The following is a 19,795-nucleotide window of genomic DNA, read 5'->3' on the forward strand; positions in this document are numbered from 1 at the left end:
GTCTTCGCGGCTCGGAAAGGACGGGCTTCGTCCATGCTGCAGGTTCGCGAAGTGGTCAAGCGGTACGACGATCGCGCCGTGGTGGATCACGTCACCTTCGAGGTCCCGGCGGGCGAGATCTTCGCTCTGCTCGGCCCGAACGGGGCCGGCAAGACCACGCTGATCCGCATGATCACCGACATCCTGCGCCCGGACTCGGGCGAAATCCTGCTCGACGGGCGCCGCGTGGACTCGCAGACCCGCCATGCCATCGCCTATCTGCCCGAAGAACGCGGACTCTATCGCCGAGCCAAGGTCATCGAAGTCGTCGGCTACTACGGGGAGCTCAAAGGCATGGCGCCGCGCGCCGCGCGCGACGAGGCTCGGCGGCTGCTCGAGCGGGTCGATCTCGCCGAGTGGGCGGACAAGCAGGTGCAGGCGCTCTCCAAGGGCATGCAGCAGAAGGTGCAGCTCTGCACCGCGCTGATCGGCGCCCCCAAGCTCCTGATCCTCGACGAGCCTTTCTCGGGGCTCGATCCCATCAATGTCCAGCTGTTCGAATCGATCCTGGCGGAGCGGCGGGCGGCGGGAAGCACGGTGTTGCTCTCGACCCACCAGATGAACAAGGTCGAGGAGGTCTGTGACCGAGCGCTGATGATCAACCAGGGGAGGATGGTGCTGCACGGAACCGTGCGCGACATCCGGCGACGTCATGCCGATCACGCGGTCGTCCTGCACACGGAGGATGCCGTGCCGGCCCTGCCCGGAGTGCGCTCCATCGAGACCCGGAACGGCGACCACAAGCTCTTGCTCGAGCCGGACGCCACTCCGGAATCGGTGCTGCGAGCGCTGATCGATCGCAACGTGAAGATCGAATCGTTCGCGCTCGCCTCGCTGCCGCTCGAGGACGTCTTCGTGAAGGTGGTTCGCGAAGGACTGGGGCTCGACGCTGGCCGGCGGGAGCCGGCGGGAGTCTCGCATTGAGCGCTTCCCGCCAGCGGATCCTGACGGTCGCGCGCCGCGAGTTCCTCACCACGGTCAAGCGCCGCGCCTTCCTGCTGACACTCATCGGGACGCCCGCGTATTTCGCGCTCGTCACCTTCATCTCCGCCAGCGCTTCCATCCAGGAGAAGAAGGATGCGCTCAAGGATCTCGACGTGCTGGCCGTGATCGACAGCAGCGGCGCCTTCGCCGGCGCGACTCGAGAGATCCGCACCACGTTCAAGACCGGCCTTTCGTTCTCTCGCCGCCCTGCCATGGGCGTGGATTCGATCTCGTTCAAGACCGACGTGCGCTTCTATTCCAGTCTCGATTCGGCGCTGGCCGACGTGCGCGCGGGACGGGTTCCGCAGGCGCTGGTGATCCCCTCGGACTACGTGGAGAGCGGCCGGATTCGGCGTTACACGCGGCCCAACAGCCCCTTCACGACCGGGGATCGGAGGGCCATCGGCGGCTGGCTGGCGCGCAACCTGGTGGCGTCCCGGGTGGGAGATGACATCGCGGCGCGCGTCGCGCGGCCGACCGAGGAAGAGCAGCTTCTCACCTTGAGCCGCAGCGGACGGTTCGAGGTCAAGGACGACTCTCGCGAGGTCGCGGATTTCCTGGTGCCCATGTTCTTTTCGATGCTGCTCGGACTCTCCATCATGATCGGCGGCCAGTACCTGCTGCAGGGAGTCTCCGAGGAGAAGGAGTCCCGAATCCTCGAGTCGTTGATGTGCCAGGTCAGCGCCGAGGAGCTGATGACCGGGAAGTTGTTCGGGCTCGGCGCGGTCGGGCTCGTCACCGTCGGGACCTGGGTGGTGGTCGGACTCGCGGTCTCGGGGCCGGCTTTGAGCATGCTGCCGATCACCACCCAGCCCATGGTCCTCGTGGTGGCGACGCTCTACTTCCTGTTCGGCTACCTGTTCTTCGGCAGCATCATGACCGGGATCGGCGCGATCACGAACAACATGCGCGAGGCGCAACAGTTCGCCGTGTGGTTCACCTTGGCCAACTTTGCTCCCTTCATCCTCATCACCGCCATCCTGTCGCACCCTGACGGCCCGCTCGCATTCTGGCTTTCGTTGTTCCCGCCCACGGCCAGCACCACGATGATGATGCGGCTCGGGGCCTCGAACTCCGTGGTGCCACCGTGGCAGGTGGGGCTTTCCCTGCTGCTCCTCGCCGCATCGGGGCTGCTGGCGCTGCGGATCTCCGCCCGTATCTTCCGGGTCGGCCTCCTGATGTACGGCAAGACGCCGAGCCTGCCCGAGATCATGCGCTGGGCGCGCCGGGCGGCCTGAGCGAGGCATGAGGGCGGTCGCAGCACGCCTGTGGCAAATTGCCGCGTCGTTGGGCAAAACCCTGCCACACACCGGCATGGAAGTTTTTACTTGGTGCCCGGCACCTTTCCTTGTGACAATGATTTAGCGCTGGCGATCGCTCTCAGGAGCCTCGGAACGGTCCTTGCGGACCCTAAGTCGAGGCGCCAAAAGATCGCGTTCAACCCGGCGCCAGTCAGATCGAGAGCCCCTCGGCGTTTCCGCAAGAAAACGGGTCCTGAGAGACCCCGGCCGCCGGAGGGTCGGAGGCGCCGTCCGTGGCACGAAGGCCTCAGCGGACGCCTCCCTCTCGGGACGACGGACCAGAGCTCGTCCGTCGGTAACGGAACGCCCGGTCGGTGACCGGGCGATTTCGTTTTTGCCTACCAAAGTCCGGCAGCGATCACTGCGTCGTCGGTGGGTCCGGAGATGGCTTGAGGTTCTGAGCGTCCCAGGCCGGCGGCGGCGGGAAGGTGAGGCGCGCTCCCGTCGCCTTCGCCGACGGCGGAAGGACGTCCGGGACCTTGTGCTTCACCGGCGGGATCGACTTGAGATAGGCCGCGACCGCATGCAGGTCCTCATTGGTCATCTGCGAGTACATCGGCCAGGGCATCGGCGGAAGGATGGGTGATCCGTCCTTCTTCTTGCCAGTCCTCAGCGCCTGGACGATGTCCTCCTCGCTCCAGGTCCCGAGGCCGGTCTCTTCGTCCGGAGTCAGGTTGCGCGGATACGAGACCCCCCAGGGCCCCTCCCATCCGACCTCCGTCCCGGAGAGCGTCCGCGTCGTGTCCATCTGGCCGTAGAAGGTTCCGGGAGTATGGCAATCGTTGCAGCCGGCGATGATGGTCAGGTACCGGCCACGGGCGACCGGATCCGACGCGGCCGCCTGCGGCTGCTCGGCAGGCTGCTGCTGCTGGCTGCAGGAGATCGCGAACAAGACGAGAAAGCCAGACACGCACACCGCAAGGATTGCAGCGCTTCGAGTCCACCTCATGGGATGCACGGCCTCCTTCCTGGGTATCGGCGGCACCACTCGAGCCGCCCGCGGGGGGAGGCGGGAGAATCATCGCAACGTCTTTCGCTGTCAACGCCGAGCGCGCTTGCGACCGGAGGGCCCAAGCCGCAGAATCGGCCGCCCATGCGCACGCTCCGTCTGGCCTTGGCCCAGATCAATCCCACGGTCGGTGACATCGAGGGCAACGTCCGGCGCGTGACCGAATCCATCGAGCAGGCGCGCGCGGTGGGCGCCGATCTCCTCGCCTTTCCCGAGATGGTGATCCCGGGCTACATGCCCGAGGACCTGCTGCTCAAACCGTCCTTCATCGAGCGCTCGATCGAGAGCACGCGCGCGCTGGCGCCGCTCACCCGAGGCATGACGGTGGTGGTGGGCACGGTGGAGCGCGACATCGACCTCTTCAACGCCGCGGTCGTCCTTCACGACGGCGAATGGATCGGCAGCTATCGCAAGCGCTACCTGCCGAACTACGGCGTCTTCGACGAGAACCGCTACTTCATGGCGGCCCGTCAGACGCCGGTGTTCGTGCGGGACGGCACCGTGATCGGGGTCAGCATCTGCGAGGACATCTGGTATCCCGGCGGTCCGGTGGAGGAGCAGGTGATTCGCGGCGGCGCCGAGATCATCCTCAATCTCTCCGCCTCGCCTTATCACGCCGGCAAGGCTCAAGCCCGGCGGCGCATGCTGTGCACTCGCGCCGCGGACAACATCGCGGTCGTCTGCTACATCAATCTGGTCGGAGGGCAGGACGAGATCGTGTTCGACGGCGCCAGCCTGGTCGTCGACGAGCAGGGACAGGTGCTGGCCGAAGCGGAGATGTTCGAGGAGGACTTCCTGGTCGCCGACGTCGACCTCGAAGGCGTATTCAACGCGCGCCTCCACGACCCCCGCCTTCGCAAGGAGCGGGCGCTGGATCAGGGCGATCCAACGCCCCGGCTGCAGCTTCCGACTCGCGACGCCAACGCCTCCGTGGGAGGAGGCGCCGCGATCACGGTCGCCACCGCGGTCGCCGTCAAGCCGGCGCTCGAGCGCCGCCCCGCGCCGCACGTCCGTGATCTCGTCGCCGAGATCTACGACGCGCTGGTTCTCGGCACCCGTGACTACGTGCACAAGAACCGCTTCGAAGCGGTGGTGCTGGGACTCTCCGGCGGCGTCGACTCCGCGCTGTGCGCGGGCGTCGCGTGCGACGCGGTGGGGAGCAAGCACGTGATCGGGGTCTCCATGCCTTCCCCCTTCACCTCGGGCGCCTCCAAGGAGGACGCCGAGTCGCTGGCCCGGGCGCTCGGCATGCGCTTCTACGTGCTTCCGGTGGCCGATGTCCTGCAGGCCTACCAGCGCGTGCTCGAGGCGCCGTTCAGCGGCCGCGAGCCCGACGTCACCGAGGAGAACCTGCAGGCCCGGATTCGCGGCAACTATCTGATGGCGCTCTCGAACAAGTTCGGCTGGCTGGTCCTCACCACCGGCAACAAGAGCGAACTGTCGGTCGGCTACAGCACGCTCTACGGCGACATGGCGGGGGGCTTCAGCCTGCTCAAGGACGTCTACAAGACGATGGTCTACCAGCTCGCGCTCCATCGGAACCGTCGAGCGGGCCAACCACCCATTCCCGAGCGAACCATCACTCGGCCGCCGAGCGCCGAGCTCAAGCCCGACCAGACCGACCAGGACACGCTGCCTGCCTATGACATCCTGGATCCCATCCTGCGCCTCTACGTCGAGGAGGATCGGTCGGCGCGCGAGATCGCCGAGCTGGGCTACGAGGAAACGCTGGTGCGCAAGGTGGTCTCGATGGTCGACCGCTCGGAGTACAAGCGCCGCCAGAGCCCGCCGGGAATCAAGATCACGCCCCGCGCCCTGGGCAAGGATCGCCGACTGCCCATCACCAACCGCTGGCGCCACTGAGAAACGCAGAGGCCGGACCGTGGAGGCCCGGCCTCTGTAAGCGCTCGGTTACTGGCCGGCGTCCAGCACCAGCACCAGCGCGCCTTCGTCCACGCGGATGTTGAAGGTTCCCGCGCTGCCCGTGGTGTAGAGGGTGAACTGGCCGTCGCCCTTCACTTCGGAGAGCAGCAGGTCCTTGCCCGCCTGGTTGAAGAGGCCGGCCGATTCGTCCCAGCCGATGGTGCGCGAGGATCCAGTGGCTCCGATCGTGCCCGGTCCCCACAGCAGCGTGGCTCCCGCGGGAACCGCCGGCGCGCCGCCGGCAGGAGTGTCCAGCGTCGGAACGATGTAGACGAGCACTCCTCCCGCGGGTCCGTTCACATTGGTGAACGTGCCGAGGATCGCGAGGTCGACCAGACCCTTCAGCTCGTCCTTGTGGTCGTTGTATTCGTCGAGCGTGCTGAGGTCGACCGGGATCCGCTCCGAATGGTCGGCGGTGGAGGAGACGATCGTGAACGGGTTCGGCAGCTCGAAGTGCGTCAGGATCTGCGCGGACGTGATCACGCAGCCATTACCGAACAGGGCCGCGAGCAAGACGCCGCCGAGAAGCAGTCGGGACATTTTCATCGCGGTCTCCTAAGGCGTGCTGGGTGCGGGTGTGCTGAAAATCGTGTAGGCGGCGCCGGCGGTGATCTTTCCGAACTTCTGGGAGGTCTCGTCGGTCACGACCATGTCGAGCTCGCCGCGCAGGTTGAGGTTCAGCTTCGGCATGGGCGCGAAGCCCACTCCCAGGCCGAACGACCAGCCCATGTCGCTGATCTCCTCAGCCGACTCACGCTCGATCTTGTAGGAGCCGATGCCGGCGAAGGGGAAGAACTGAAACGACGGTTGTCCGAACGTGAATAGCACGTTGGCGCCGAAGGAGGTCAGATCACCGCCGTCGCGCGTGTAGCTGTTGCTGCCGAAGGTCTCGTCCACGTCGCCGAGCGAGGAGGACCCGTACCAGGGCTCCACCGTGAACATCGACGAGAGCTTGACCGGGACGCGCGCCCCGAATTCAGAGCCCTGCTCCGACAGGTCGTTGAGCACCGGGATGTTGACGCCGCCATAGGCGCCGACGCCGATGTCCGCCGCTGCCGCCGCACCTGTGATCGTCACGAGCGCGAGCAGAGCGAGGGTGAGAGTCTTGTGCATGACGACCTCCGAGTGTGAGTCGGACATGCCGCTCCCACACGGGGCGGCCTATCGCACAACGGGGGGAACGAGGAGACTCGCCCAGCGACCGGGCCGGGTCAAGGCGGCGGCGCCGGCGAGATCGAGCTACTGCAGGACGCGAACGGCGGTGACGGCCGCGCCGCAGTGCCGCGTGAGGAGGTCGGCGATGTGCTCGAGCGCCGCCGACAAATGCGCGCCCGCACGCTCCGGCGGACTGAACAGGACGACGAGCAGGTTCCTGGTCTCGGCGCTCACCGAAGTTCGCCTGGAGTCGGACGTCGGCGCCCCGAAAGGCCCGTCGTCATCGGCGAGGAGGAGCCTGCCGCTCAGATTGACCCACTGCTTGCGAATGCCGGCGTAACCTTCGTTGTCCCGCCCCACCCTCACCCGCACCGAGCCCTTCACCAGATCGCGGTCGTAGAGACCGAGCGGCAGCTGATGCTCGAGAGAACAGAGATTGCAGACGTCCACCACGGCGTTGACTCGAGGCAGACCTTTCCCCTGCAGCACTCGGCGCAGCAATGCCTCGCTGCTCGGACGCGACTTCGTGGGGTCGATGTCGAGCCGGTGGAAGAGGGCGCGGGTCTCGGCGACGCCCGGAATATCGGCAGGCTGCTTGCCCGCGTAATGCGACGTGAGGCGCCCGATCAGACGATCACGCTCCTCGTCGAATGCAGGCGGCAATCCCTGGTTGCGCGTGCCTTCGGCTTCGAGGAGCCCGAGAGCCAGGGTTCCTCGAAGCGATTCGTCGACGATCAGCTGGAGCCCCGAGGCACGAGCTTGTAGCGGCATTCAGAACCGTTCGTCAGAAACAACGCCCGAGAAGACGGCACTGCCGGCGTTGAAGATGATCCTCCAGAAACCGTCTGTCACCGCGCATCGTGCGCGGGCAGCGGTGTGGGCGGCGGGAACTCCCTTTCCGACCAACCGGTCGGACGACGCAACGGTCGCGCCGACGTTGCGGCCGAACATCATTGTTTTCGCCGCCCACCGCAGTCCGTCCGCGCGCATCGCGCGGGTCCGAGGCACTTACCCCGCCGTGGCCATCCGACCGCGGCGAGCGGAGAAGATCACGTGGCGGAACATAGCTTGATCGACGGTGAGATCAACGAAAAAATCGCAAAAAAAATTTCTGTCGCATGCGTCGCACGCAACAGCAGTTGGAAGAAAGGTCTTGACTCGAACGATGCGTCGACCAAGAGGTGCGTGCGCGCCGCCCGGGATCAACCGTTCTTCGCCGCGGGCTCGCGCGGCGCGCTTGGAGGCAGCTTGCGCTCCACCGAGATCACGCGATAGGTGCGATCGCCGAGCGCCACTTCCTCGCCAATGGTTTTCCCCATCAGCGCCCGGCCTACGGGGGCCTGGAACGAGACCACCTGCTCTCCGTGATGGTGCTCGTCTTCCCCGAGGATCCAGTAAGTCACCAGGTCCTGATCGCTCTCGAGGACCACCTGGGTGCCAAGGCCGGCGACGCCGTCCGTCTGCTCGGCGTCCTCGACGAAGCGGGCCGTCGCCAGCCGCTTCTGGAGCGCTTCCACCTGCTTGGTGAGATTGGCCTGCTTGAGCTTGGCGGAGTGGTACTCCGCATTCTCGCGCAGGTCTCCGAGCTCGCGCGCTCGCTGGATGGTCCGTGGAAGCTCCGTCCGCAGCTCACGTTCCATGCGCTGCACCTCGGTCTTCAGGCGTTCCCAGGTGGCGCGAGTCATCACCGGAAGATCGACGTCCGACTGCTTTCCCACCTGCTCGAAGAGCTTGCGGGAGCTTCGCTCACGCGCGGCTCGCACCGCGGCGACCGCTTCGGCGAGACCGACCCGCTGTGCCAGGTCGAGGGCCGGGAAGAGATAACGATCGCTCGAGCGCCACTGCCTCAGCAGCACGGTGAGCTTCAGGCGCTCGTGCTCGGTACAAGGCTGGCCCGCCAGCAGTCGCTCGAAGGCGCCACCCTCGCTGATCCATCCCAGGACCTTGTCGGCGAGCGAAGGCTTGGGACGCTCCTCGATCAGCGCCAGCGCCGCCCACAGGAGCCGCCAGGGCTCAGGCCCCGGAGACTGCGACTCCAGCGATTGCTCGATGAGGCGGAGCGCGGCCTGTGGATAACGCGGCGCGTGATCGATCAGCGTGCGACGCAATGCCCCGCGGCCGGCCGGATCGAGCGCCTCGCGGCGCCGCGCCGCCAGCTCGCGCACCGAGGAGAAGCGGGAGTCGAGCCCCGACAGAATCGCATCCGCTTCGACCCCGGCGACGTGGGATGCCTCGAGCAGTGCTTTCTGCTCTTCCTCACCCGAGAGATCGGAGATCGAAAGCCCCTGATCCCACAGCGTCTTGAGCACCGCATGCCACTCGGGGATGCGCTCGGGGTACCAGCGAGACACGTAGAGCCCCGCCCGGGCGCGATCGGCGCGATCGGCCTCCTCGTCCAGCATGGCGCGGAGGAGATAGCGGCCGAAGCGCTGGCCCAGCGCCCTCTCCGAATTTGGATGCTGGGACAGGAACTTACGCATGGTCGCGAGATTGGCCTTCACCGGCTTCCTTGGCTCGAGGGCGGGCAGCGGGACCTGCTCTTCCTCCCCCGCCGGTGTCTTGCCTTCGGGCTCGAGCCGGTAGTGCTGCTCGAATGCCCGCGCATGGTCGATGCGCGGGTCCTTCTCCGCCGCCGCCTTGAGCCGCCGGAACGTCGTGGTCCACTCGTTGGCCGGCACGAGGCCGTTCCCCACCAGGAAGAGCTTCAGCTTTTGCGCGTCCGCCTCGCCCCCCATCGCCACGAGCGCCCGCACCAGGATTTCCGCGGGCTCTTCCTTCCGCAGGCGCTCGAGATCCGCGGGCTGCGTGAAGCGGAGCAGCCGCAAGTCGTCCTCCGCGAGCGGGGTGAGGCTGCGGCGAGCGGCCGCGTAGGGCATGCGATGGCTGGGCGAGCGAGTGAAGTCGATGATCACGTTCTCGGCGTCGTTCGCGGCGACGCGGCCGGCTCCGAACGAGCCGTGAAGCACGGCGCGGCCGGGCGGAAGGACGGCGATCGCATCGTAGCGCTCGAGCGAGGCAGTCAGAGGTTTGAGATGGTCCGAGAGCCCGCAGAGGGCGAACACCGCGGCCGCGTCCGGGAGCTTCTGTCCGGTGCCCTGGCGGATCGCATCGACGACCGCCGCGCGAAACGACTCCGCGGCCGCTGGGCCGCCGGCCGCGAAGGCCTGGCGCACGATCTCTCGCAGCGTCCCTTCGACCTCGCCGGCCTGCGCCGCGGCCGCGAGCGGTGGGAATGCGACATCGAGCAGCGTCTTCGCTTCCTTGACCGCGCCCTTCGCCGCCACCTGCGGGATCACCTCGATCACGTGCCGCAGCGCTTCGAGGTCGAGATGCTCGACGAACTCCAGAGCCGCCTCTTCGAGACCGGCGTAGCGACCCTCGGCGGCGAAGCGCGGCGCGAGCTCGGCGAGCAGCGCGCGGCGATCGCTCGCCTGGCCTGAGTCGCCGAGCCGCACCGCCAGCAGCAATCCCAGCTCGAGATCATCGGGCAGGATCCGCCACGCGCGCCACAGCGCGTCGACCCGCTCGGGATCCTTGCGCAGCCCTTCGTGCGCACGCACCAGCAGCCGCGCCCCGGCGGCCGTCTCGTCGAGCTCGAGCGCTCGCTCCGCCACCGCGGCCAGTGGCTCCCACTGTCTGGACTGCGAAAGCCGGTCGCCGAGAGAGAGCAGGGCCTGGAGCGCGCGCTCTCGCTCGCCGCGAAGCGCGCATGCGGCGGCCAGCAGGTAATCCACGGCGGGGCTGGCGCCGGGCTGCTTCAGCCGCGCCGCGCATTCGTCGCGCACGAATGCGGTCTGGTCGTTGGCCGCCGCCTCGGCGGCCAGCGACTCGAGGGCCGCGCGGGATTCCGGACTGAGCTCGGCATGCTTCTCGCCGCGCAGAATTTCCGGTAGGTCTTCACGAATGGGCATGGACGCTTCTGGGCTCTCCGTGGGAAGGGTCGACGATGATGCGGCAAGCGGGTGGTTGGTCGCAACCCGCGCCGGTCCGGTGCGAAGCCCGTGCTAGACTGCCTCCTCGTGAAGATCTATACGCGGACCGGCGACGATGGATCGACCGGCCTGCTCGGCCCGGGACGCGTCCGCAAGTCGGCCCCGCGGGTCGAGGCCTACGGATCGGTCGACGAGCTCAACGCGAGTCTCGGCATGGCGCGCGCACTCGATCGCGAGCAATGGCTGGCCGAGTCTCTGGCGCCCGTTCAGGCCCAGCTCTTCCAGATCGGCGCCGAGCTGGCCGCCACGGCGCCGGCCATGCTGGGCCAGCTGCAGCGGCTGGATGACTCGGACGTCGCGTCTCTCGAGCAGTGGATCGATCGCCTCGAGCGCGACCTTCAAGCACTCACGCAATTCATCCTGCCGGGCGGCGGCCTCCTCGGAGCTCAGCTCCACGAGAGTCGTGCGGTATGCCGGCGGGCCGAGCGACGCGTCGTCGCGCTCGCGGAGATCGAGCCGGTCGAGCCGCGCCTGATTCGCTACCTCAACCGTCTCGGGGACCTGTTGTTCGTGATGGCGCGCTGGTGCAACCACCGCGAGGGAATTGCCGAGACTCCGTGGCACTCCGGCCACCGCGGCTGAGCGACTCTCGAGGACACGCTGGACATCGCTTCGGATCTGTGGAGATAATGCGGCCACGCCTTCCGAGGAGACCTGGGAACGGAGAGCCGAAAGGTTCCTGTTCGACCGACGCTCCACGCCGCGGGTGGATCCCCGCGCTGACCGATTCCATCGCTCGTGAGAATCCGGGCGAAGCGGTCGCGGCTCGATGCGAGCAGGCCGATGATCGTCCACCGGGCCTTGACGATTCCGCCGTGCTTCGAAACCTGCAACCTGGTCACGGCGAATGAGCGGAAGGTGTGGATCACTGCGTCACGGCGCGCGCACGATGCGCGTCCCATGGCGTACGCATCCCCAACTACGGAGCCCGCGCCGAATCGCGGGAGTGCCATGAGACCACGTCGTCGCCGTCCCCGAGGTCCTCGTCCCGTTCAAGGAGCGCCGCAAGGCTCCTCGCCCATGGCCGGCGCGCCCGCCCAGCAGGCGCCACGGCCGGGAGGCGGCCGCCGCCGCCGCCGCTCGCGGCGCAATCGGCCCAACAACAACGCTCCCGCGCCGTACGGCAGCAACAACAACAACAACGCGGGACCGGCGACGATGTCGGGCCGCCCGCCGCAGAGGCGGCGAGATCGCGGCCGGAACGGCGAGAAGCGTCGCGGGCTGGAGGTCTTGCGCGATCTGCAGCAGGCCGGTGTCGCTCTCGATCCCACCGAGCGTCTGATCCTCGAGCTGCCTCCGGGTCAGGGCTCGCCGCCCTACGGAGATCGGCTGACGGGCCGCGCCATCGATCTCATCGCCCCGATCGGACGAGGACAGCGCTGCCTGATCGTTTCGCCTCCCAAGGCCGGCAAGACCCGGATCCTGCAGGTCATCGCTTCCTCGGTCGCTTTCAATCACCCCGACGTCGGCATCTACGCGCTGCTGGTCGACGAGCGGCCCGAGGAAGTCACCGACTTCAAGCGCAACACGCCGGCCAACGTGATCGCGGCCTCGAGCGACATGAGCATCGAGGACCACATCGCGACGGCGGAGCACGCCATGGAGGTGGTGGCCACGCAGGTGCTCGAAGGCAAGGACGTGGTGCTGCTGCTGGATTCGATCACCCGTCTGGCGCGCGCCTACAACGCCGGGTCGGAGGGCAGCGGGCGGACGATGTCGGGGGGTCTCGACTCCAATGCGATGCAGGCGCCGCGGCAGATCTTCGGCGCCGCGCGCAAGATCGAGGATGGCGGCTCGCTGACCATCATCGGCACGGCGCTCGTCGACACCGGCTCGCGCATGGACCAGGTCATCTTCGAGGAGTTCAAAGGCACCGGGAACAGCGAGATCTTCCTGTCGCGCGAGCTGGCCGAGCGCCGCATCTACCCGGCCATCGACATTCCGAAGAGCGGCACGCGGAAGGAGGAAAAACTCTATCCTCCGGAGATCGTGCAGCGCATGCATCTGCTGCGCCGCGGTCTCGCCGGCATGGCGCCGATCGAGGCGATGACCAAGCTGCTCGAGCTGCTCACGCGCTGGAAGAGCAACGACGAGATCTTCTCGCTGCTGAAGGGCTGACGACGAGGAGGGGGCGATGGCCGAACGGCGTCTCTATCGATCGCGGCGCGACCGCAAGATCGCCGGAGTCTGCGGCGGCATGGCCCAGTACTGGGGAATCGATCCCGTCATCCCGCGTCTCATCTGGGTGGCCTTCGCCCTGGCCGCCGGAGCGGGGTTCCTGGCTTACCTCATCTGCTGGCTGGTGATTCCCAACGAACCTGCAGGACAGCCCGCGACCGGAAGCTGATCGGCGGCTTCAGGCTCTTTCGACGAATTCGCCCGTGCGAGTGTCGATCTTCACGCGGTTGCCGATCTCGATGTAGGGCGGCACCTTGATCTCGAATCCGGTCTCGAGGACCGCGGGCTTCGAGGTGTTCTGCACCGCGGCGCCCTTGATGTTGGGCGTGGTCTCCTTCACGGTGAGCTCCACGAACATCGGGACCTCGACGCCCACCACTCGGCCCTCGAAGTACATCGCCGTGAGCAGCATGCCCTCGATCAGGTAGTTCACCGCGTCACCGAGAACTTCCGCCGGCAGCGCGACCATCTCGTAGCTCTCGGTGTTCATGAAGTGGTAGTCGTCGCCCGCGCGGTAGCTGAACTGCAGGCTGTGCTCCTCCATGCGAGCGCGTTCGAGCTTGTCTTCCGACCGGAAGCGTTGCTCGGTGTTGCTGCCGGTCTCGATGTTCACGAGCCGGGTCTGCACCATGCCGCGCCAGTTGCCCGGGGTGACGTGCAGCACGTTCGTCACCCGGTGCGGCTTTCCGTTGTGCATGATGACCATGCCGACCTTGAGCTGGGTGGCGACGATCACGAGAGTCTCCCTAGGCCCTCCGAGAGGCCGGTTTCGAGGGGATGCGAGCGGGATGAACGCCGCGTGACCCGGCGGCGAAGCGGCGGAGCATTGTGCCCGACGACCCCTTCCGCGCGCAAACCCAGCACGCTCGAGCGTTCAGGAATGCCACGCCGCGCCTGGATTTCAGGATCTCGCAAGCCCCGTAGAAGTTTGGTCAAGACCGTCCGGCTCGGCGAATCGGCGACTGTCACCAGGCGTCGAAGGGGTCGCCGGCAGGCCACCAACCTAGCGAGCCTTTGTCCGGCATCACCCGCGGCGGGGTGCGTCTGGACCCGAGGCGTCAGACCTCGCGTCTGGTGCACCCTCACCGGGCCCGCTTAGGGCTCCGCGCCTACGGCTTGCCTACCGCCGCACGTGTCGCCAACTGCCGCGCCGGTGGTGGGGGCTCGATCGGGGCGCCCGGGGCCCGTTATTCTCTGGCCGCAATCCCGATCACGCTGCTCTCTCTCGGCTCCATTCTGGAGGTCCTTCGATCATGTCGCTCCGAGACCCCCACCTGGGCGCGACCCGGCTCCTCGTCGTCGTCATGGCCCTGGTGCTGTCCCCTCTGACCGCCGTCGCGGCGCCGAAGCCCAAGAAGGGCTCATCGGATGCCGCGCCCCCCGCCGCCGACAAGCCGTACGCGGATTGGAAGAAGGTCACCAAGGACGCCGAGGTGAAAAAGGGCTTCTTCACCTTGTACCAGAAGCGCGAGAACCTCTACGCCGAGATTCGGCCCGATCAGTTCGACAAGCCGGTGCTGGGCATCTGGAGCATCGCGCGAGGCATCGGCCGCGACTTCGTGCTCGGAGGTCTCTCGATCTTCAACGACCGCTTGCTCGAGTTCCACCGTTCCGGGGATCGGGTGCTGGTCCTCGACAAGAACACCCGCTTCGTGGCGCCGAGCGGCAGCGCGATCGAGAAGGCCAAGGACCTTTCGTTCGGCAACTCGGTCATCGCCTCGCTCAAGATCGAGAGCATCCACGACGAGAGCAAGGCCGTGCTGGTGGATCTCGCGCCGTTCCTGGTGAGCGACATCGCCGACATGGCCGAGTTCATGCGCTCGGGCTTCAACAACAAGCCGGTGCGATTCGACAAGGAGCGCTCCGCGATCACCAGCGCCAAGAGCTTCCCCGAGAACGTCGAGATCGAGGCGCTGCTCACCTACTCGCCCAACGATCGCCAGAACCTGAACCTCAACACCGTTCCCGACGATCGCTACATCGGCGTCACCCTGCACTACAGCTTCTCGAAGCTGCCCGAGACTCCGATGATGCCCCGGCTCGCGGATGACCGGACCGGGTACTTCCTGCAAGCGGTGAAGGACTTCAGCCGTGACGACCAGGAGCACTTCTGGCGCCGTTACGTGACTCGCTGGCGGCTGGAGAAGAAGGACTCGGCGGCGGCGCTGTCGGAGCCGGTGAAACCGATCGTCTTCTACATCGACCGCACGGTTCCCGAGCGCTATCGGTCCGCGGTCAAGAAGGGCGTGGAGCGCTGGCAGAAGGCTTTCGAGGCCGCCGGATTCAAGAACGCGATCATTGCCAAGGATGCGCCGGACGATCCCAACTACGATCCGGCCGACGTGCGCTATAGCACGATCCGCTGGATCACCTCGTCGGAGCCGTCATTCGGAGCCATCGGGCCTTCGCGCATCGATCCGCGGACCGGAGAGATCCTCGACGCCGACATCCTCTTCGAGGCGTCGATCGTGCAGCGGCGCTGGCGCATCTATCGCGACATGGTGGGCCCGACGGGCTCGGTCTTCGAGTCCCCCATGCTGCGGCAGGCGGAGACTCCGCTGCCGGCCGAGCTGCGCTGCGACGCGGCCGCGGGAGGCTCGGTCGGGATGACGCTCGCGCACCTGTCGGCGCAGATGGACGGCACGGCGGCTCCCGGCAGTCCCATTCGCGACGAGTTCGTCGAGCAGATGCTGGTCCACACGGTGCTCCACGAGGTCGGCCACACGCTCGGCCTCACGCACAACTTCCGCGCGAGCACGGCGACCCCGATGGACAAGTTGCACGACGTGTCGTGGACCCACGACAAGGGCATGATGGGCTCGGTGATGGACTACGCGACGCCGAACATCGCGCGCGACCGGGCCCGGCAGGCCGACTACTACGGCGACACGCCGGGAACCGCGGACATCTGGATGATCCGCTACGGCTATACGCCTTCCGGCGCCAAGGACTCCGACGCCGACTACGCGGTCGTTCGCGCGATCGCCGGCGAATCGAACCGGGCGGGCCACGAGTACACGCCGGATCCCGACACCTACGGGCCCGACGCGATCGATCCGCGCTCGAACATCTGGGACCTGGGCAGCGACCCGCTCTCGTTCGCCAAGGAGCGCGCGGCCTGGGTGGCGGATCTGTGGAAGAACGACGCGCTCGAGAGCCGCATCCTCGGCGCCGAAGGCGAGTACCCGGTGTTGCGCCGCGCCATGGATGGGCTGCTCGAGCAATACGGCATCGCGCTCAACCTCGGCGTGAAGTACATCGGCGGGCAGTTCCAGTCGCGGAACCACCGAGGACAGCCGGAAGCCGGCGATCCGCTGGTGCCCGTCGCCGCGGCGAAGCAGCGCGAAGCGCTGGCCTTCATCGCCGACCGCGGCTTCGCGGCCAACGCTTTCGCGGTCTCGCCCGCGCTCCTCAACCGGCTGGCGCCCGATCGCTGGTCGCACTGGGGCGTGGCCGACAACTTCGGCGTGTGGACCGGACCGCGGCTCGACTACAACCTCAACGACAAGGCGCTGGCGATCCAGACCGGCCTCCTCAACGCGCTGCTGTCGCCCAATCTCCTGGCGCGGCTGCGTGAAGCGGAGAACCGTTCCGCGGAGTCCTTCCGGATGAGCGACTACCTGGATCGCCTGACTCGTGCTTTGTGGGGCGAGGTCGGCGGTGGCAGCGCTGCCGGGATGAAGGCGCTCGACGGCCCGACCACCCGTCGCGAGGTGCAGCGCGCCTACGTGGACCGGCTGAGCCAGATGGTGGTGAGCCCGCCGCAAGGATTGCCGGACGACGCCCGTGCGCTGGCGCGGCTGCAGCTCACCCGGGTGGATGCCCGCGCGGCGCGGTCGCTGCAAGGCGAAGGGCCGATGGGCGATTACACACGCGCTCATCTGCTCGAGACGCGCGCGCGCATCAAGCGAGCTCTCGACGCGAGCCGTCAGGCGGACGTGACTCGCGCGGCCGGCGCGCCAGGGGGATCTGCGACGCCCTGAGCGGACGGCTCCGCAAGTGCTCAAAGCGAACGGCCCCGGGAGAGATCCCGGGGCCGTGTCGTCTGTTGCGAGGCGAGTCTAGAAGTCCTCGCCGCCGTAACCACCACCGCCACCACCAGGAGCCGCCGGCGACTTCTTCTTCTCCGGAATCTCGGTGATGAGCGCCTCGGTGGTCAGCAGGAGGCTCGCCACGCTCGCCGCGTTCTGCAGCGCGCTGCGCGACACCTTGGTCGGGTCGATGATGCCGGCCTTGAACATGTCGACGTATCTCTCCTTGTCGACGTCGTAGCCGGTGAACTTCTCCTCGCCCTTGTACTCCTTCACCTTCTCGACGATCACCGACCCCTCGAGGCCGGCGTTGTCGCACAGGGTGCGGAGCGGCTGCTCCATCGCCCGCTTGACGATGTTCACGCCCACCCGCTCTTCGGCCTCGAGCTCCTTCGACAACCGCTCGAGCGCTGGGATCGCCCGCAGGTAGGCCACGCCGCCACCCGGGACGATGCCTTCCTCGACCGCCGCGCGGGTCGCATGCAGGGCGTCCTCGACGCGAGCTTTCTTCTCCTTCATCTCGGTCTCGGTCGCGGCCCCCACGTTGATCACCGCCACGCCGCCCGCCAGCTTGGCCAGACGCTCCTGAAGCTTCTCGCGGTCGTAATCGGACGTGGTGTCGTCGATCTCCTTCTTGATCTGCGCGATCCGGCCCTGGATGTCGGCCTTCTTGCCAGCGCCCTCGACGATCGTGGTGTTCTCCTTGTCCACGACGATCCGCTTGGCACGGCCCAGGTCCTCGAGACGCACGTTTTCGAGCTTGATGCCCAGGTCCTCGGAGATGACCTTCCCGGCGGTGAGGACCGCGATGTCCTCCATCATGGCCTTGCGGCGGTCGCCGAAGCCCGGCGCCTTCACCGCGCACACGTTGAGCGTTCCGCGCAGCTTGTTGACCACCAGCGTGGCCAGCGCCTCGCCCTCGACGTCCTCAGCCACGATGACCATCGGCTTGGCGCGCTGGGCGATCTTCTCCAGCACCGGCAGCAGGTCCTTCATGCCGGAGAGCTTCTTCTCGTACAGGAGGATGTAGGCGTCTTCGAGGACCGCCTCCATGTTCTCCTTCTCGGTCACGAAGTAGGGCGAGATGTAGCCCTTGTCGAACTGCATGCCCTCGACGATGTCCTTGGTCGTGTCGATCGAGCGCGCTTCTTCGACGGTGATCGTGCCGTCCTTGCCGACCTGCTCCATGCACTCGGCGATGATCTTGCCGATCGAGCTGTCGCCGTTCGCGGAGATGGTCGCGACCTGCTCGATCTCCTTGTTGTCCTTCACGTCCTTGCTGAGCTTCTTCAGCTCCGCCACCACGACCTCGACCGCCTTGTCGATGCCACGCTTGATGTACATCGGCGAGGTGCCGGCGGTGACGTTCTTGAGGCCTTCGCGGAAGATGGACTCGGCCAGGACGGTCGCGGTGGTGGTGCCGTCGCCGGCCACGTCGGAGGTCTTCGAGGCGACTTCACGCACCATCTGGGCGCCCATGTTCTGATACGGCTCGTCGAGCTCGATCTCCTTGGCGACCGTCACGCCGTCCTTGGTGACGGTGGGCGAGCCCCACTTCTTGTCGAGGACCACGTTGCGGCCGCGAGGACCGAGCGTGACCTTCACTGCCCTCGCGAGCTGCTCGACCCCGGCGAGAATCTGCGCGCGGGCCTGCTCGCTGAACAACAACTGCTTCGCAGCCATATGACCTCCTTGGGTCTATCGTGACTCCCTTCGCTCGAGGAGCGCCGGGAAAGGTCTTGCCTACTTCTCCGACAGGATGCCGAGGACGTCGTCCTCGCGGAGAATCGTGTACTCGGTGCCGTCGATCTTGACGTCCGTGCCGCTGTACTTGCCGATGAGGATCCGGTCGCCCTTCTTCACGTCCATGGCGATGCGCTTCCCGTCCTCGGTCATGCGGCCAGGACCGACCGCCACGACCTCGCCCTCCTGAGGCTTCTCCTTCGCGGTGTCGGGAATGATGATCCCGCCCTTCTTCATCTCCTGCTCCTCCATGCGCCGAACCAGAATGCGGTCGGCAAGAGGTCGAACGTTCATGGCTACCTCCAATGAGCCCGGGATGGGCAAGTTGGAACGAAGGACTTGTCTCCGACGACAACGTCACTGAGCCGGCCTTCCGCGACCGGCCTCGGGCGAGCCAACCTAAGGCCCGGCCGTGAATGGGTCAACGGAACACTGGCCAAGACATTGCAAACTAAACACGTTATGGATTTTGAACGCCGCGCCGGCCACCTGCGATTGTGCCGAAATGGCAGAGCTGATTTGGCGGTCGACAAAGGGCTCCGCCAATGTGTCACTACGGGGATCGATTTGCAAGCTCGGATTGGCGGGCCCTCAAGACATCCCAGGGAGGTGGCCGATAACCAGCGAACCATGCCTGCCCAACCGGATCCATCGGAGCGCCCGGAAGATCTCGAGACCCGGCCCGAAGCCACGCCCTCTCTTCCCGGGAGGGCCGAGCGTCCGGAATGGCTGGTGGGCTCTGAGGACGTTCTCCAAGCCGATCGAGACCCCTCGGAGCCCACCCGTCCGACTCTCGCGGAAGCGCCCCCCTCCCAGCCCCGTCCTTTGCGGGTGATCGAAGGCGGCAAGGCTGGCCCGTCCAAGGGCTGGTCCGGAGCGTCGAGCAGCGTTCCCCGGCTCACGGTGGTCCCCACGGCGGCGCCTCCCGACATCGAGACCGAGGAGGGCGTGATGGCCGCCGACGTCGGACTCGACTCCGAGCTCCCGCTCGCCGACGAGGCGCCGCTCACGGCTCCCGCGCGATCGGAACCGGTCTTCCAGCCCCTCCAGGAGCCCTGGTATCTCGTGTGGGGCGAAGCGATCGCCACCCAGCGTCGCATCCAGGTCGGGTTGCTGGTCGTTGCCGCCGCGCTCTCGGCCTACTTCTTCTTGCCGCGGCCCGGCGAGACCGGCGCTTCGCTGGGCAGCATCCTTCGGCATCCCGAAACCTACGAAGGACGCACGGTCGCGGTCCGCGGCGAAGTGCTCGAGACCTTCGAGGTCGGCAGCGGCCGCGCGTTCCAGCTGCGTCAGGGTCGGGACGTCGTGGTGGTGTACAGCACGCTGCGCGAGCCTCGGCTGCATGACCGCGTCGAAGTCCGCGGCATCGTGAGCACCGGCTACCTCGACGGCAAGCCACGGGTCGCGATCTTCGAAGGCGCCGGGCCCTGAGGGGATCCG

At 67.0% G+C, this 19,795-nt stretch carries 17 protein-coding genes; 8 read left to right on the plus strand and 9 right to left on the minus strand.

Annotation, left to right across the window (positions count from 1 at the left end; translation table 11 throughout):
- The first annotated feature begins 33 nt into the window (after window positions 1-33).
- Both VFQ05_10205 and VFQ05_10210 read left to right on the plus strand, forming a co-directional pair.
- Complete coding sequence (locus VFQ05_10205; GenBank protein HET9327135.1) at window positions 34-963, plus strand: ATP-binding cassette domain-containing protein; 930 nt, start codon at window positions 34-36, stop codon at window positions 961-963.
- Entirely contained in the window at window positions 960-2,261 is a 1,302-nt protein-coding gene (locus tag VFQ05_10210) for an ABC transporter permease (protein HET9327136.1), read from the plus strand. The genes VFQ05_10205 and VFQ05_10210 overlap by 4 nt, the downstream gene beginning before the upstream one ends.
- A 421-nt stretch (window positions 2,262-2,682) precedes the next feature.
- On the opposite strand, the gene VFQ05_10215 is transcribed toward VFQ05_10210, so the two are convergent.
- Window positions 2,683-3,273, minus strand: a complete 591-nt coding sequence (locus VFQ05_10215; GenBank protein HET9327137.1) for a c-type cytochrome — start codon at window positions 3,271-3,273, stop codon at window positions 2,683-2,685.
- A 144-nt stretch (window positions 3,274-3,417) separates the two neighbouring features.
- On the opposite strand from VFQ05_10215, the gene VFQ05_10220 reads away from it, so the two are divergent.
- Complete coding sequence (locus VFQ05_10220) at window positions 3,418-5,196, plus strand: NAD+ synthase (protein HET9327138.1); 1,779 nt, start codon at window positions 3,418-3,420, stop codon at window positions 5,194-5,196.
- 48 nt (window positions 5,197-5,244) lie between these two features.
- Here the strand turns inward: VFQ05_10220 and VFQ05_10225 are convergent, their stop codons facing one another.
- The 5 genes from VFQ05_10225 to VFQ05_10245 all read right to left on the minus strand — a co-directional run bounded on the left by VFQ05_10225 (window position 5,245) and on the right by VFQ05_10245 (window position 10,322).
- A complete protein-coding gene (locus VFQ05_10225; GenBank protein ID HET9327139.1) occupies window positions 5,245-5,802 on the minus strand; it encodes a hypothetical protein in 558 nt (185 codons plus the stop codon).
- Between the two features lie 9 nt (window positions 5,803-5,811).
- A complete protein-coding gene (locus VFQ05_10230; protein HET9327140.1) occupies window positions 5,812-6,369 on the minus strand; it encodes an outer membrane beta-barrel protein in 558 nt (185 codons plus the stop codon).
- 126 nt (window positions 6,370-6,495) lie between these two features.
- The gene (locus VFQ05_10235) at window positions 6,496-7,182 is read right to left on the minus strand and encodes a phenylalanine--tRNA ligase beta subunit-related protein (GenBank protein HET9327141.1); all 687 of its coding nucleotides are present in this window, start codon (window positions 7,180-7,182) and stop codon (window positions 6,496-6,498) included.
- The gene (locus VFQ05_10240) at window positions 7,183-7,365 is read right to left on the minus strand and encodes a hypothetical protein (GenBank protein HET9327142.1); all 183 of its coding nucleotides are present in this window, start codon (window positions 7,363-7,365) and stop codon (window positions 7,183-7,185) included.
- A gap of 248 nt (window positions 7,366-7,613) precedes the next feature.
- The gene (locus tag VFQ05_10245) at window positions 7,614-10,322 is read right to left on the minus strand and encodes a GreA/GreB family elongation factor (GenBank protein ID HET9327143.1); all 2,709 of its coding nucleotides are present in this window, start codon (window positions 10,320-10,322) and stop codon (window positions 7,614-7,616) included.
- Between the two features lie 108 nt (window positions 10,323-10,430).
- Between VFQ05_10245 and VFQ05_10250 the strand changes: the two genes are divergently transcribed.
- From VFQ05_10250 to VFQ05_10260, 3 genes are all read left to right on the plus strand, one after another.
- A complete protein-coding gene (locus VFQ05_10250) occupies window positions 10,431-10,985 on the plus strand; it encodes a cob(I)yrinic acid a,c-diamide adenosyltransferase (protein ID HET9327144.1) in 555 nt (184 codons plus the stop codon).
- Window positions 10,986-11,423: 438 nt separating this feature from the next.
- Window positions 11,424-12,521, plus strand: a complete 1,098-nt coding sequence (gene rho / locus VFQ05_10255) for a transcription termination factor Rho (protein HET9327145.1) — start codon at window positions 11,424-11,426, stop codon at window positions 12,519-12,521.
- A gap of 16 nt (window positions 12,522-12,537) precedes the next feature.
- On the plus strand, window positions 12,538-12,750 hold the full coding sequence (locus tag VFQ05_10260; protein HET9327146.1) for a PspC domain-containing protein: 213 nt from the start codon (window positions 12,538-12,540) through the stop codon (window positions 12,748-12,750).
- A gap of 9 nt (window positions 12,751-12,759) precedes the next feature.
- On the opposite strand, the gene efp is transcribed toward VFQ05_10260, so the two are convergent.
- On the minus strand, window positions 12,760-13,317 hold the full coding sequence (gene efp / locus VFQ05_10265; GenBank protein HET9327147.1) for an elongation factor P: 558 nt from the start codon (window positions 13,315-13,317) through the stop codon (window positions 12,760-12,762).
- 517 nt (window positions 13,318-13,834) lie between these two features.
- On the opposite strand from efp, the gene VFQ05_10270 reads away from it, so the two are divergent.
- Window positions 13,835-16,564: a zinc-dependent metalloprotease gene (locus VFQ05_10270; GenBank protein HET9327148.1), complete on the plus strand. Its 2,730-nt coding sequence runs from the start codon at window positions 13,835-13,837 to the stop codon at window positions 16,562-16,564.
- Between the two features lie 78 nt (window positions 16,565-16,642).
- Here VFQ05_10270 and groL read toward each other — a convergent pair whose 3' ends face one another.
- Together groL and groES are read right to left on the minus strand one after the other, a co-directional pair.
- Window positions 16,643-18,295 (minus strand): chaperonin GroEL, encoded by a 1,653-nt coding sequence (groL, locus tag VFQ05_10275; protein HET9327149.1) that lies wholly within the window; start codon window positions 18,293-18,295, stop codon window positions 16,643-16,645.
- Window positions 18,296-18,355: 60 nt separating this feature from the next.
- A complete protein-coding gene (groES, locus tag VFQ05_10280; GenBank protein ID HET9327150.1) occupies window positions 18,356-18,649 on the minus strand; it encodes a co-chaperone GroES in 294 nt (97 codons plus the stop codon).
- A gap of 531 nt (window positions 18,650-19,180) precedes the next feature.
- On the opposite strand from groES, the gene VFQ05_10285 reads away from it, so the two are divergent.
- Entirely contained in the window at window positions 19,181-19,786 is a 606-nt protein-coding gene (locus VFQ05_10285) for a hypothetical protein (GenBank protein ID HET9327151.1), read from the plus strand.
- Window positions 19,787-19,795: the final 9 nt, after the last annotated feature.

The organism is Candidatus Eisenbacteria bacterium, assembly GCA_035712145.1.
Classification (GTDB): Bacteria; Eisenbacteria; RBG-16-71-46; order RBG-16-71-46; family RBG-16-71-46; genus DASTBI01.